Below are 13,847 nucleotides of genomic sequence, written 5' to 3'. Positions count from 1 at the left end.
GAGGCCGCCTGTCGAGGGCGCCCTCGACTCCGACAAGCAGCAGCTAAGATAACACGGACCGTCTCGTCTTTCCGATTGCGAGCCCGATGCCCCACCCTCGGAGCGGCCCTGTCCGCAGTGAGGCCGCACGCCAGGCGATCCTGCAGGCCGCGGCCGATCTTCTGGTCGAACGCGGCTACGACGCCCTGTCGATCGAAGGCATCGCCACACGCGCCCGCGTGGGCAAGCAGACGATCTACCGGTGGTGGCCCTCCAAGGGTGCGGTGATCGCCGAGTGCCTCCTCGAGGGGAAGATCCTCCCCGGACGGCTGCTGTTCCCCGACACCGGCGACATCCGCCGCGACCTCGGCGACTGGCTGCAGGCGGTGTTCACGGTGCTCGCCGAACCGCACGGCGAGACGCTGCTGCGCTCGCTCGTGGCCGCCGCAGCCGAGAACGCGGACGCCGGGCGCCGGCTCCGCGACAGCCTCACCGGCTCGGAGTCGCTCGTCGGGCGCCTCCGGGCCGCGATCGGCACGACGCCCAACCTCGCACCCGGGGCGCCCGTGGAGGAGATCGCGGAGGCCCTGATCGGCGCGGTCATCCTGCGTGCCCTCAGCCGTGAGCCGATCGGGAAGGGCGACGCCGAGCGCCTCCTCGACGCGGTCCTCGGCCGCTGACCGCCCCGCGCCTCCCGCGCCCCGCGCGCGCCCGGCGAGTGCACGACATCATGCCCAGCGCACGGCCTCCCCGCGCGATTATGCCGTGCGCTCGGCAGCAACCCGTACGCTCGCGGAGGCGCAGTGGGCCGCCGAGGTCAGGGGGTGGGCGGGGCGGTCGTCGCCCGGGGGATGAGCATCGTGGGCAGCCGCACATGCGTCTCGGGTGGAGGTGTTCCGCCCATGAGTCCGAGGAGCATGGTCACTGCCTCAGACCCGAGACGCTGCATCGGCTGGCGCACCGTGGTGAGGGCCGGCGACACCTGAGAGGCGTCGGGGATGTCGTCGAATCCGACGACGGACAGGTCTCGCGGGACCGAGAGCCCCATCGCGCCGGCCACCCGGAGGACCGTGATGGCCGAGATGTCGTTGGCGGCGAAGATCGCCGTCGGCCGGTCGCTGCGCGACAGGAGCTGGGTCGCCGCCTCGCGCGCCGAATCCTCCGCGTACCGTCCGACTCCCACCAGGCTCCGGTCGAACGGGATGCGCGCGTCGTCGAGGGCGCGCCGGTAGCCACCCTCGCGGAACATCGACGACCGGAGGTCGGGGCGGCCGGCGACGAAGCCGATGCGGCGGTGCCCCAGCGAGATCAAGTAGTCCACGGCCTGGCGCGCACCGGTGAAGCTGTCCGATTCAACCGTGGGCATGTCGGCCGGGCCCGTGTGGGGATCGATGGCCACCACGGGTACCTCGGCGGCGGCGTTGACGACGGACGGGGTCACCATGATCACCCCGTCGACGAGTGTCCCGCTCAACCGGCTCAGCGATCGGCGCTCCCATCCCTCCGACGAAGACTGGGACGAGCCGCTGTACGCGAGCAGATCCAGCCGCGAGTCCCGCAGGGCCGCACCGACGCCCTTGAGCACCTCCGCAGAGAACGGCTCGAACCCGGCGACGAAGACCCCGATGACCCCCGTCCGCCGGGCGCGCATGCTGCTGGCGACGAGGCTCGACTCGTACCCCAGCTCGCTCACCGCGGCGAGAACCCGCTGCACGGTGTCATCCGCGACGCCGTAACGGCCGTTGACCGCCTTGGACACGGTGGCGACGGAAACACCGGCGGCGGCCGCCACATCGTGAATCGTCACCCTTCGCGGCATGACCGTCATCGTAGGGCCACGGAAACCATTTTCGAAAACGTTTGACGAAACGGCGTGGGAATCGGACACTGGCATCGCACCGGGCGATCCACACGCGCGGAGAAATGGCCGTACCTCGACGATCGGGGGCGCCACTCAATGAAGAGACAGGTGATCACATGAGGTCCACAAAGCTAGTTGCGGGGGCCGCGGCTCTGGCAGCGGGAGCGCTCCTTCTGAGCGCGTGTTCAGGGGGCGGATCGTCGAGCGGAGGCGGCGACGGCGACGTCGAGATGACGCTCTGGCAGAACTCGACGACCGGACCGGGTAAGCAGTTCTGGGCGGACGCGATCGAAGCGTTCCAGGAGGACAACCCGGGCGTCACGATCAAGATGCAGTCGGTCCAGAACGAGGACCTGGACGGCAAGCTGCAGACGGCCCTGAACGCGGGCGACCCGCCCGACATCTTCCTCCAGCGTGGTGGCGGCAAAATGGAGGCCATGGTCGACGCCGGCCAGCTGATGGACCTGACCGATCTCATCGACGAGAACCTGCACGACGAGATCTCCGAGGTGGCCTTCGACGCCGAGACCTACGAGGACAAGGTCTGGGCGATGCCGCTGTCGGTGCTGCCCGGCGGGTTCTTCTACAGCCAGGATGCGTTCGACGCGGCGGGGATCGCCGAGAACCCGACCACGGTGGACGAGCTGAAGACGGCCGTGGAGGAACTCAAGACGACCGGAATCTCCCCGATCGCCCTCGGCGCGAAGGCCGCATGGCCCGCCGCGCACTGGTACTACTTCTTCGCGCTGCGCGAGTGCAGCCAGGAGGTCATCGAAGAGACCGGCGAGACGAAGGACTTCAGCGATGAGTGCTGGATGCGCGCCGCCGAAGACCTGGAAGACTTCGCTGCGATCGATCCCTTCAACGAGGGATTCCTCACCACCGAGCCCCAGCAGGGCGCGGGCAGCTCGGCCGGCCTCATTGCGAACCGTCAGGCCGCGATGGAGCTCATGGGCGCCTGGGACCCGGGCGTGATCGCCTCGCTGACCCCGGATGAGAAGCCGCTCCCCGACCTGGCTTGGTTCCCGTTCCCCGAGGTTGACGGTGGCGAGGGAGCGCCCGGGTCGCTGATGGGCGGCCTCGACGGATACTCGTGCTCCGCGCAGGCGCCCGAGGAATGCGCCGACTTCCTCAACTTCGTCGCCAGCGCCGACCAGCAGACGAAGTACTACCAGGCATTCCAGTCGCCGCCCGTGAACTCGGTCGCACAGGAGGCCGTCACCGAGCCCTACCTGCAGGGGATCCTCGCGGCCTACAACGAGGCCCCGTTCGTCTCGCAGTGGCTCGACACGGTCCTGGGCCAGAACGTCGGCAACGCACTCAACGTCGCGGTCGTCGACATGCTCGCGGGCAACAGCTCGCCGGACGAGTTCATCCAGACGGTCAACACGGCGGGTGCGCAGGGCTGAGTATGTCCATCCGCGAGATGTCCTCCACGGACGATTCCGATCTCGCGCAGCACGACGGGGGCGGCGTCACGCCGCCCCCGTCCGTGCCGCGAGACCGCCGGCGCCCACGTGGGCTGGGCTGGTCGGGGCGCCTCGAGGTGCTCCTCATGGCCGGCCCCGCCGTGATCTTCTTCGTCGGCTTCGTCATCCTCCCGGTGATCATGGCCGCCTATTACGGCTTCTTCCGCTGGGCGGGTTTCGGCCCCGCCACCGACTTCGTCGGCCTTCAGAACTACATCGTCATCTTCAGTGACCCCAACTTCCAGCAGGCGCTCCTGCACAACGGTTTCATCGTCGTCATGTCGCTGGTGCTGCAGGGTCCGCTCGCGATCCTGCTGGCACTGCTGCTGAACCGGCGCATGAAGGGCCAGTCGATCATCCGCGTGCTGATCTTCGTCCCGTATGTCATCGCCGAGGTCGTCGTCGGCACCGGCTTCAGCCTGCTGCTGGCCACGAACGGTGCGGCCAATGGCGCGCTCGAGAACCTGGGGCTCGGATTCCTCCGGGCCGACTGGCTCGCTGATCCGGCGATTGCGATCTGGACGCTGATGGCGATCCTGACGTGGAAGTACATCGGCTTCGCCGTCATCCTCTTCCTCGCCGGTCTCCAGGGAATCCCGGACGAGCTGAACGAAGCGGCTGCGATCGACGGCGCCTCTTACTGGCAGATCCAGCGCCGCATCACCCTCCCCCTGCTGGCGCCCACGCTCCGCATCTGGGCGTTCCTGTCCATCATCGGCGCCCTGCAGTTGTTCGACCTCGTCTACATCATCTGGGGGCAGTACGTGTCCTCCGTCGCGGGGACGAACACGATGGCGATCTACATGGTGGCCACCGGCCGCAACTCCGGCAACTTCGGGTACGGCAACGCCGTGGCCGTCGTGATCTTCGTCATCTCCCTCGTCGTGGCGCTGTTCTACCAGCGCTTCGTGCTCCGCCGCGATACCGACGGAGCGATCACAGAAAAGGGCGCCCCCCAATGACCACCATGGCCATCACCACGGGCCGCGCGAAGCCGTCGTCCCGCACCCGGCAGAGCCTGCCGTGGGGAAACCCGGTCGTTTACTTCGTCGCCCTGGTCGTCATCGCCGTGATGCTCGGGCCGGTGATCTACATCATCATCGGCGGTTTCCGCACCAACTCGCAGATCACCGTCGACCCGGCCGGGTTCCCCAGCCCGTGGAACCTGGAGAACTACGTCACCGTCATCACCAGCGGCCAGTTCTGGACGCAGGTGGGCAACTCGACGATCGTGGCGCTGGCCACGACCGTCGGCGCGGTCGGGCTCGGGCTCATGGCCAGCTACGTCATCGCGCGGTACAGGTTCCGGGGGCGGGGCGGGTTGTACGCCCTCTTCGCGTCGGGTCTCATGTTCCCCATCACCGTCGCGATCACGCCGCTGTACATCGTGGTGCGCAGCCTCGGGCTCATGAACACCCTGCCCGGCATCATCCTGCCGCAAATCGCGTTCGCCCTGCCGGTGACCGTGATCGTCCTGGTGCCATTCCTGCGGGCCATCCCGGACGAGATCCAGGAGGCCGCCTACATCGACGGATGCGGTCGCCTCGGGTTCTTCTGGCGCATGGTGCTGCCCCTGGCCGTGCCGGGCGTCATCACCGTCGGCATCCTCGCCTTCGTCAACAGCTGGAACGCCTACCTGCTTCCGTTGTTCATCCTCAACGACGAGGCGGCGTTCACCCTGCCCCTGGGTGTGCAGGCGTTCTCATCGCAATACTCCGTGGACACCGCTCGCGTCTTGGCGTTCACGTCGCTGTCCATGCTTCCCGCTCTGCTGTTCTTCAGCCTGTTCGAGCGGCGCATCGTGGGCGGGCTCACCGGCGCAGTGAAAGGCTGACATGTCACCGTCAGGTACGGAGTCCTCGGCGCGCGTGCGCGCACTGCTGGCGCAGATGACCGTCGAGGAGAAGGCGGCTCAGCTGGTCGGCTACTGGGTCGACCAGGGCGGCGAGGTCGTGGCGCCGCTGGCGGACGAGATGGTCACCTCGACCAAGTACGCCGATGCCACGACGCACGGCCTCGGGCACCTCACCCGCGTATACGGGACCCGACCGGTCGACCCCGTCGAGCGAGCGGGCTGGCTGTGGAAGGAGCAGCGCCGGCTGGTCGCGGAAACCCGTCTGGGAATTCCCGCGATCGTCCACGAGGAATGCCTCACCGGGCTCGCCGCGTGGAAAGCCGCGACCTTCCCGACGCCCCTCGCGTGGGGGGCCTCCTTCCACCCGGCGCTCGTGACGGAGATGGCCGAGGTGATCGGCGGATCCATGCGGGAGCTCGGCATCCACCAGGGTCTGGCCCCCGTGCTCGACGTGATCCGCGACCCGCGATGGGGCCGTGTCGACGAGTGCATCGCCGAGGACCCGTACGTCGTCGGGACGATCGGGACCGCCTACGTCCGCGGGCTGCAGGAGGCCGGCGTGGATGCCACGCTCAAGCACTTCCTGGGTTACTCCGCCTCTCAGGCGGCGCGCAATCACGCGCCGGTGCACGCCGGACCCCGCGAGATCGCCGACGTGCTGCTGCCGCCGTTCGAGATGGCTCTGCGCGACGGAGGCGCCCGGTCGGTCATGAACTCGTACGCCGAGATCGACGGCGAGCCCGTGGCCGCGAGCCCCGCCTACCTGGACGAGCTCCTGCGCGACGACCTCGGATTCGAGGGAGTGGTGGTCTCGGACTACTTCTCCGTGGCGTTCCTGCACTCCACCCATGCCGTCGCCGGTGATCTGGGGGAAGCAGCAGAGCTCGCCCTGAAGGCGGGTATCGACGTGGAGCTGCCCACCGCCGATGCGTTCGCCGAGCCGATGCTCGCGCGCATCCGCGACGGCCGTATGGACGAGGACCTCCTCGACCGCGCGGTCCTCCGGGTCCTGGAGCAGAAGGAGCGGCTCGGACTCCTCGACGAATCCTTCGCCGAGCCGCCGGCTTCGGTCGACCTCGACTCTCCGCGGCATCGCGACATCGCGGGCCGCCTCGCGGCGGAGTCGGTCATCCTCCTCGCCAACGACGAGACCCTTCCGCTGACCGCGGCGGCGCCCCGCATCGCCGTCCTGGGGCCCAACGCCGACTCGTCCGAAGCGCTGATGGGCTGCTATTCGTTCGCGAACCACGTGCTCGCGCACCACCCCGGGGTTCCGCTCGGCATCGAGATCCCGACGATTCTCGAGGCCGTACGCCGCGAGTTCCCGGGTGCCGCTGTGGACTCAGCTCCGGGGTGCGAGGTGGAGGGGTCGGATCGTTCGGGAATCACCGCGGCGGTGGACGCCGCGCGCGAGGCCGACGTCGCCGTCGTCGTGGTCGGGGACCGCGCCGGGCTGTTCGGCCGTGGCACGGTCGGCGAAGGGAACGACGTCGACGATCTCGAGCTGCCCGGGCTCCAACGGGAACTCGTGGAGGCGGTCGTGGAGACCGGCACGCCCGTCGTGCTCGTGGTCCTCTCCGGGCGCCCGTACGCCATCGGATGGGCACTGTCGGGCCCGCACGCCGCCGCCGCGGTGCTCCAGACGTTCTTCCCCGGTGAAGCGGGGGCCGACGCGGTCGCGGCGGTGCTGTCGGGCCGGGTGAACCCCTCGGGCCGGCTTCCCGTCTCGCTCCCCCGGTCGGCCGGCGCACAGCCCTACACCTACCTGCATCCGCCGCTCGGTGGCCGCAGCGGCGTGACCAGTGCCGATCCCACACCGGTCCTGCCCTTCGGCCATGGGCTGAGCTACACGACCTTCGAACGCTCCGACCTCGCCGCCGATGCCGAGGTGGCTGCCGGGGACGACGTCACCGTCGCGGTGACGGTGCGCAACAGCGGCTCGGTGGCCGGGGCCGACGTCGTGCAGCTCTACGGTCATGACGTGATCGGCAGCATGACGCGGCCCGTCGCGCAGCTGCTCGCCTATGAACGGGTCACGCTGGAACCGGGCGCCTCCACCCGGGTGACCTTCCGGGTGCCGACGGCGCGACTGGCCTTCACAGACCGCACGGGGCGCCGCATCGTCGAGCCCGGCCGCGTCGAGCTGTGGGTGGGACCGTCCTGCGCAGAGCGCGATGTCGAAGCATCCCTGGAGATCACCGGAAGCGTGTACCCCGTGACCGCCGCTGACGCGCGGCTCGCCACGGCGACTCTCCGGCCGGTCGCGGCGAGCATCGGCCAGTCGAACGACGTGCCGATCGCCGCAGGGACCGTCTGAGGCCTGACACGCCGATGCCCTCCCCCGCCGGCTGCGGGGGAGGGCATCGGCGTGTGGGTCAATTCAGGACGAACGTGTACGTCGTGGTGTTGCCCACCACGTCGAAGACGACCATCGTGTTCTCCCCCTGCACCGCACCGAAGGTGCCGGGACGCAGGAAGTTGACATCCGACCACGCATTGTTCGTGAGGTCCTTGGTCTGCCCGTTGATGACGACCTTGTCCACACCGCCGGCGTCGTGCAGCTTGTAGCTGAGGACGTCGTAGGTCGCTCCGGTGGGAACGGTGAATTCCGCGCCATCCTTCACGGTCGCGGCGGGCGCGTCCACGTCGACGGTGAACGCGAAGGTGCCGGTCCGGGAGATGTTGCCTGCCCGGTCCTGCGCGTTGTACCGCACCGTGTACGCACCCGACGCCAGCGTCACCGTCGCCGAATGCGTCCCACTCTCGGCGCCGTTCATCGCGGACTGCGTGCTCTTGACGAGCGTGCTGCCCTGATAGACGTTCGCCACGATGCGCTCCAGACCACCGAGATCCGACGCCTCCACGCGCAGATCCACGGCACCGAACGGCCCAGCCGTCGTGGGCGCGGTGAGCGTCGCCTCGGGTCGGACGGTGTCAGCCGGTGCGTTCTGGAACAGACGCGGCGCGAAGTCGATGAGGTTCTTCTGCCACACATCCCATCCGTGCGGGCCGACGGTGACACCGGCGAACTCGTAGTCGATCCCGAGCTGGTCGAGAACCGGCAGCGAGCTCATCACCGAGCCGTAGGTGAAATCGGTGATGTCTCCGGTGTACAGGCGGTAGAGCTCGGTGCCGGCGTTGATCGCCTCTGCGTCGACACCGGCGGTGCCGCCGAAACCGGCCGCGAAGGTTCCGATGTAGGCGAACTCACCCGGGTGCGCCTTCAGCACCGACACCGTCCGCGCCCCACCGGCTGACAGTCCGGCGAGGGCGCGCTTGACGGGGTTCTGGCTGACGTTGTAGCGCTCCTCGGTCACCGGTAGGACGTTCTCGAGCAACTCCCTCGGATAGTCGTTGACGTTGCCATTGGGCATGACGACGACCATGGGCTGGATGCTGCCGTCGAGGGACAGGTTGTCGAGGATCTGGCGCGCGCGCCCGACCTCCACCCAGTCCGTCCAGCTCTGTCCGCCGCCGTGGTTGAGCACGAACAGCGGATAGGGCTCGGCGCGGTCGGCGTCGTAGCCCGGAGGCGTCCAGACGTAGGCGCTGCGCTCCTGGCCGGCGACGCTGCTCTGGTACGACATGACGTCGAGATCGCCGCCGGAACCGGCCGGCACGTCCGAAAGGAGGCGTGACCCTTCACCCGGGACGAGGAAGGTGCTCCACGCGGGCTCCGACGTCACGGAGGTCGGGTTCGAGGTGTCCTTGACGGCCTGGCGGTCGACGATGAAACGGTAGTGGTAGAACTTCTGCTCCAGCGGACCGACCGTGGCGCGCCAGCGGTCACCGACCTTGGTCATCTCCACGCGCAGCCAGCTCCCACCCGGTGCCCAGTTCGCCCAGACCGAGACGTACTCGGCGTCGGCGAACTCGGTCGTCGTCTCGAACGTGACGTAGCCGTCATCGGTGACCCACGGCGTCGGCGTGGTGCCAGGGGCCGGGGGCTCGAAGCGCTCGGTGAGCGGAAGGTGTCCCTCGCTCATGCCGGGATCGCCGGGGGTCGCGGTGAACAGGCGCGGGGCGAAGTCGATGAGGTTCTCCTGCCACGCGTTCCAGTTGTGCCCGGCATCCGGGTTCACCCCGTCGAACTGGTACTCGAGACCGAGCGCGTCGAACTTCTGGAACGAGTCGAAGACGTCGTTGTAGGCGACGTCGGTCTTGTTCCCCACATAGACGCGGAACAGGTCGGTGCGGTTGTTCATCTTCTTGACGGGGATGTCGTCCAGATCGCCGAAGCGGCCGGCGCCGAAGGTGCCGATCGCGCCGAATTCACCCGGGTGCTCGCTGAAGACCTCGAAGGTCTGCCCGCCGCCCATCGACAGGCCGGCGAGGGCCCGCTTCTTCTTTCCGGGGGCCACGTTGTACGTGTCCTCCACCGCGGGAACGATGTTGTCGAGGAGCTCCGCCGAGAAGTCGGGAACGTTGCCGTTCCCCATCACGACGAGCATGTCCGCCAGCCGGCCGGAGAGCCACAGGTTGTCGAGGATCTGCTCGGCACGCCCGACTTCCACCCAATCGCGGTAGCTCTGACCGCCGCCGTGCTGGAGGTAGAGCACCGGGAACTTCTTCCCCTTGGGCTGGTACGTCGGCGGCACCCAGACGAGAGCCTCGCGCTCCTCATCGGCCACCGAGCTGTCGTAGTTCAGGGTCTGGATGGTACCGGCCTCCTCCGGCGCATCGGCGAGGAGCGCAGCTGACTCGCCCGGAATGAAGAACGTGCTCCATTCCGGCTCGGATGCGACGGACGTGGGGTTGCTGGTGTCCTTCAGGACTTTGCTGTCGTCGCCGGTGACCTGGTAGTAGTACAGGCCCGGTTCGAACGGGCCGTAGGTCGCCGTCCAGTTCGCGCCGCTGCGCTGCAGACCGATCTGCGCCCAGTTGTGCGAGGGGCCGAAGTTGCCCTCCACGACCACCTGCGACACCGGGCCGACGGCCTCCTCCACCGCGGCATTGGGCACGGCGATGCGAAGGTAGCCGTCATCCTGCACGGCGATCCACGGCTCGGCCGCGGCTGCGGGGGCCGACGCGGCAAGGCCCGCCAGGGCGACGACCGCCGCCGTGAGCAGCGCCACCGCCCGCCGCGCTCTCGGGGTCCGGCGCGAATCCCGGCTCTCGGATGTGATCTCCATCGATTCCTCATCTCTGTGACGTGCCCGGCCCGGTGCGGGCACCACGAAGAGAGCTCGCGCGAGCCGGTTGGGGGGAACGGAATCGACGACGCCGGCGTCCTACGGGAGGATTTACAACGTCGTAAATGCCGTACGCCGACACTCTCGCAGGGCCGCCGGGCGCGGTCAAGAGGCAATCTGCAACGTTGTGAAGACAGCGGGGGCGCGCCCGGCCGCCCTTCGCAGGATGGGGCGCAGGGCGCGTCGGTTTCGGGGCAGATTTCGTGCTTTGGGGCGCGTCGCGGTGCGCCCCAAAGCACTTTGCGCCCCAAAGCTCTTTGCGCCTCACACCCGACCGGGCGGGGATCCCCGCAAACCGGTCGGGCCACGCGGCGGAGCGCGGCTCAGTCCCGGTCGAACGGGGAGGGGCCGAGCTCGGCGAGGAGCTCCGACATCCGCACGTATGCACGGTTGCGGTAGGCGATCAGCTCCGCGATGCGGTCGGCATCGAGCTCGCGGAATCCGCCGCCGCTCTTCGTACCCAGGCGGCCGCGATCGACGTTGTCCTGCAGGATCTGCGGGGTGGCGAATCGCTCGGGGAAATCCTCCTGCAGCGACCGATAACAGAACGCGTACACGTCGAGGCCGGCCATGTCGGCGATCGCGAACGGGCCGAAGAACGGCATCCGGAAGCCGAACGTGGACCGCACGATCGCGTCGATGTCCTCCACCGAGGCCACGCCCTCGTCCACCAGCTGCGTCGCCTCGTGGAACAGGGCGTACTGCAGGCGGTTGAGGACGAACCCGGTGGCGTCGCGGACGCGGGCCGGGATCTTCCCGGTGCTGCGGACCACCTCCATCGCGACGCGAATGGCCTCGTCGCCGGTGGTGTCATGCGGGATGATCTCCACGCCGGGGATGAAGGGTGCGGGATTCGAGAAGTGCACCCCGACGAAGCGCTCGGGCCGCTCGACCGCCGAGGCCAGGCGGTTGATCGAGATCGTGGAGGTGTTGCTTCCGATCACCGCCGTCGCGGTCGCGCGGGAGATGCGCGCGAGGGTCTCGTGCTTGAGTTCCAGACGCTCGGGCACCGCCTCTTCCACGAAGTCGGCGTCTGCGACGGCGGACTCGATGTCGGCGGCCGCGGTGACGTTCGCGGCCACGAGGGCGGATGCGCCGGCGGGAAAGAGCCCCTGCTGCTCGAAGTCGGTGGCCTCGGCGACGAGACGGGCGAGGTTCGCCTCGGCGATCTCGGCGGTCGCGTCCGTGATCGTGACGGTGTGGCCGGCGATCGCGCACACCTGCGCGATGCCGCCGCCCATGTACCCGCTTCCGATGATCGCCACGCGGCTCATGCGGTTCCTCCGGTCGCGTCGCCGCCGGAGGAGTCGTACTCGTCGATCGCGGCCACCTTCGCCGCGGACGCGGACGTCGGGTCGAAGCGGTATCCGAGCCATTCCGAGACGAGGCGCTTGGCCAGCTCCAGGCCGATCACGCGCTGTCCCATCGTCAGCACCTGGGCATCGTTGCTGAGCACGCTGCGCTCCACCGAGTACGAGTCGTGCGCCGTGACTGCCCGGATGCCGGGAACCTTGTTCGCCGAGATGGCGACCCCGAGACCCGTGCCGCAGACGAGGACCGCCCGGTCGGCCTCGCCCGCCGCGACGCGCCGGGCCGCGGCGACCGCGACATGCGGGTACGCGGTGTCCTGGTCGCTGCCCACGCCGACGTCGATCACCTCCGACACCCGGTCGTCCTGTTCCAGGAGCGCCTTGAGCGCTGTCTTGTACTCGTATCCGGCATCGTCGCTTCCCACGACGATGCGCAGAGGTTCGTTCATCGCGATCCGTCCTTTCCGTCATGTGCGATCGCCGTGACGATCAGCGCGAACGATGTCGCACCCGGGTCCGGGTGACCGACGCTCTTCTCCGCCAGGGGTCTGGCCCGGCCGAGGGCCGGCCGCATCGGGGCCGTCCCTTCCGCGGCGGAGGTGGCCGCCTCGGCGGCGGCCGCCAGGGCATCGGTGATCGCCGCGCCGTCTCGGAGCCGCTCGCCGAGCACCCGGACGTACGGGTCGATCGCGTCGACCATCGTCTTGTCTCCCACCTGCGCGCCTCCCCGAGCGCGCACCACCCGCAGGGCTGCGGTGGCCGCCGTGGCGATCGTGTCGCGGGCGTCGACGTCATCGGCCGCGAAGGCCGCTCCCACTGCGCGGAGCATCGCGCCCCACAGCGCCCCCGAGGTACCCCCGGCCTTCTCGCTCCACGCGTCGCCGGCGTCCGACAGCATCCGCGAGATACCGCGACGGGGGTCGGCGGCCGTGAAGGCAGACTCGGTCCCCGTCCGCATCCCGACGCCGTGGTCGCCGTCGCCGGCGAAAGCATCCAGACGACCCAGTTCCTCGGCGTGAGCCGCGACCACGTCGCGGGCGACGCCCAGCAGACGCGCCGCCACCGCGGCGGCGGCCTGCGAAGCGGGGGATGCCTCGGCCACGACCTCGGCCGGCTCCTCCGCGGTTGCCCGGGCGGGGGCGCCGGCGACCACGCGCCCGGAGGCCACCGCGCCTTTCCGGTAGGCCGCGGATTCCGCCGGCGCCGCCCACAGCGGCTCGAGCTCGTCGTCCAGCCAGACCAGAGTCAGCGACGCGCCGGCCATGTCCAGGCTCGTGACGAGTTCGCCCACTTCGGGTTGAACGATCGTGAGGCCGGCGCCCTCGAGGACCGCGGCGACGTCGCGGAACAGGACGAAGAGTTCCTCGTACTTGACCGTGCCGAGCCCGTTGACGAGCACCGCGACACGGTCGCCGCTGTTGTCCGGAGCATCTTGGAGAAGTTGCTCGACCAACTGCCGGGCGAGATCGCGCGACCCTGTCCGCGGGACGTCCCGGATGCCGGGTTCGCCGTGGATGCCCAGACCGATCGACATCATGCCGTCGGGCACGGTGAACAGCGGCGCCTCGGCGCCGGGGAACGTGCAGCCGCCGAATGCGACACCCAGCGACCGCGTGCGGTAGTTCGCGAGCTGTGCGAGCCGTTCGACCTCGTCGAGGTCGTCGCCGCGTTCGGCCGCGGCTCCCGCGACCTTGAAGACCACGAAGTCGCCCGCGATACCGCGACGCGCCGTCCATTCCTCGATCGGGGCGCTCGCGATGTCGTCGGTGACGAGCACCGTGCGGGTGTCGATCCCTTCGCTGCGCAGACGATCCTGCGCCTCGCCGAAGTTCAGGACGTCGCCGGCGTAGTTGCCGAAGGAGAACAGCACTCCCCCGCCGGCGTCTGCTGCCCGGCCGACGCGATACGCCTGACCGGCGGAGGGCGACGTGAAGATGTTCCCGCACACCGCGCCCGCTGCCATCCCCGGCCCGACGACACCGGCGAACGCCGGGTAGTGCCCGGAGCCGCCGCCGACGACCACGGCCACCGACCCCTCCTCGGCGGGCACCGCGCGGACGACTCCGCCGTCGACGGCGCGGACGACGCCGGCGTTCGCGGCCACGAATCCTTCGAGCGCCTCCGCGACGAAGTCGTCGGGGTGGTTGGCGATACGCGTCATGGGTGTCTCCCTCGCATTGG

Annotated in this window: 10 protein-coding genes; 5 read left to right on the top strand and 5 right to left on the bottom strand. The window is 69.3% G+C overall.

The features are described 5' to 3' along the window. Window positions 1-86: 86 nt before the first annotated feature. Complete coding sequence (locus AC4FS2_RS00340; RefSeq protein ID WP_491154510.1) at window positions 87-659, top strand: TetR/AcrR family transcriptional regulator; 573 nt, start codon at window positions 87-89, stop codon at window positions 657-659. Between the two features lie 137 nt (window positions 660-796). Here the strand turns inward: AC4FS2_RS00340 and AC4FS2_RS00335 are convergent, their stop codons facing one another. Beyond that, a complete protein-coding gene (locus AC4FS2_RS00335) occupies window positions 797-1,798 on the bottom strand; it encodes a LacI family DNA-binding transcriptional regulator (RefSeq protein WP_491175976.1) in 1,002 nt (333 codons plus the stop codon). A gap of 158 nt (window positions 1,799-1,956) precedes the next feature. Between AC4FS2_RS00335 and AC4FS2_RS00330 the strand changes: the two genes are divergently transcribed. The 4 genes from AC4FS2_RS00330 to AC4FS2_RS00315 are packed head-to-tail and all read left to right on the top strand — an operon-like array spanning window position 1,957 to window position 7,481. Further along, window positions 1,957-3,249, top strand: coding sequence for an ABC transporter substrate-binding protein (locus AC4FS2_RS00330; RefSeq protein WP_491175974.1), 1,293 nt, complete (start codon window positions 1,957-1,959; stop codon window positions 3,247-3,249). Between the two features lie 2 nt (window positions 3,250-3,251). Next, on the top strand, window positions 3,252-4,271 hold the full coding sequence (locus AC4FS2_RS00325; protein ID WP_491175972.1) for a carbohydrate ABC transporter permease: 1,020 nt from the start codon (window positions 3,252-3,254) through the stop codon (window positions 4,269-4,271). A gap of 5 nt (window positions 4,272-4,276) precedes the next feature. Beyond that, window positions 4,277-5,143, top strand: coding sequence for a carbohydrate ABC transporter permease (locus AC4FS2_RS00320; RefSeq protein WP_491155692.1), 867 nt, complete (start codon window positions 4,277-4,279; stop codon window positions 5,141-5,143). Between the two features lies 1 nt (window position 5,144). Then, window positions 5,145-7,481, top strand: coding sequence for a beta-xylosidase/alpha-l-arabinosidase (locus AC4FS2_RS00315; RefSeq protein ID WP_491175970.1), 2,337 nt, complete (start codon window positions 5,145-5,147; stop codon window positions 7,479-7,481). 58 nt (window positions 7,482-7,539) lie between these two features. Here AC4FS2_RS00315 and AC4FS2_RS00310 read toward each other — a convergent pair whose 3' ends face one another. The 4 genes from AC4FS2_RS00310 to AC4FS2_RS00295 all read right to left on the bottom strand — a co-directional run bounded on the left by AC4FS2_RS00310 (window position 7,540) and on the right by AC4FS2_RS00295 (window position 13,827). Then, window positions 7,540-10,296: an alpha/beta hydrolase gene (locus tag AC4FS2_RS00310; RefSeq protein WP_491154520.1), complete on the bottom strand. Its 2,757-nt coding sequence runs from the start codon at window positions 10,294-10,296 to the stop codon at window positions 7,540-7,542. A gap of 383 nt (window positions 10,297-10,679) precedes the next feature. Continuing rightward, complete coding sequence (locus AC4FS2_RS00305) at window positions 10,680-11,630, bottom strand: 3-hydroxyacyl-CoA dehydrogenase family protein (protein ID WP_491175968.1); 951 nt, start codon at window positions 11,628-11,630, stop codon at window positions 10,680-10,682. After that, window positions 11,627-12,115, bottom strand: coding sequence for a ribose-5-phosphate isomerase (locus tag AC4FS2_RS00300; RefSeq protein WP_491175966.1), 489 nt, complete (start codon window positions 12,113-12,115; stop codon window positions 11,627-11,629). The genes AC4FS2_RS00305 and AC4FS2_RS00300 overlap by 4 nt, the downstream gene beginning before the upstream one ends. After that, window positions 12,112-13,827, bottom strand: coding sequence for a dihydroxyacetone kinase family protein (locus AC4FS2_RS00295; RefSeq protein ID WP_491175964.1), 1,716 nt, complete (start codon window positions 13,825-13,827; stop codon window positions 12,112-12,114). The genes AC4FS2_RS00300 and AC4FS2_RS00295 overlap by 4 nt, the downstream gene beginning before the upstream one ends. Between the last annotated feature and the right edge of the window lie 20 nt (window positions 13,828-13,847).

This window comes from Microbacterium sp. Z10_103 (genome assembly GCF_058310455.1).
Note: the sequence above shows the minus strand (reverse complement) of the source record. Positions and strands in the feature narration are given on the sequence as shown.

Bases quoted from the DNA above. Each gene is read 5' to 3' on its own strand.
- AC4FS2_RS00305 (WP_491175968.1), bottom strand. From the start codon at position 11,630: ATGAGCCGCGTGGCGATCATCGGAAGCGGGTACATGGGCGGCGGCATC.
- AC4FS2_RS00295 (WP_491175964.1), bottom strand. From the start codon at position 13,827: ATGACGCGTATCGCCAACCACCCCGACGACTTCGTCGCGGAGGCGCTC.
- AC4FS2_RS00315 (WP_491175970.1), top strand. From the start codon at position 5,145: ATGTCACCGTCAGGTACGGAGTCCTCGGCGCGCGTGCGCGCACTGCTG.
- AC4FS2_RS00340 (WP_491154510.1), top strand. From the start codon at position 87: ATGCCCCACCCTCGGAGCGGCCCTGTCCGCAGTGAGGCCGCACGCCAG.
- AC4FS2_RS00320 (WP_491155692.1), top strand. From the start codon at position 4,277: ATGGCCATCACCACGGGCCGCGCGAAGCCGTCGTCCCGCACCCGGCAG.
- AC4FS2_RS00310 (WP_491154520.1), bottom strand. From the start codon at position 10,296: ATGGAGATCACATCCGAGAGCCGGGATTCGCGCCGGACCCCGAGAGCG.
- AC4FS2_RS00330 (WP_491175974.1), top strand. From the start codon at position 1,957: ATGAGGTCCACAAAGCTAGTTGCGGGGGCCGCGGCTCTGGCAGCGGGA.
- AC4FS2_RS00335 (WP_491175976.1), bottom strand. From the start codon at position 1,798: ATGCCGCGAAGGGTGACGATTCACGATGTGGCGGCCGCCGCCGGTGTT.
- AC4FS2_RS00300 (WP_491175966.1), bottom strand. From the start codon at position 12,115: ATGAACGAACCTCTGCGCATCGTCGTGGGAAGCGACGATGCCGGATAC.
- AC4FS2_RS00325 (WP_491175972.1), top strand. From the start codon at position 3,252: ATGTCCATCCGCGAGATGTCCTCCACGGACGATTCCGATCTCGCGCAG.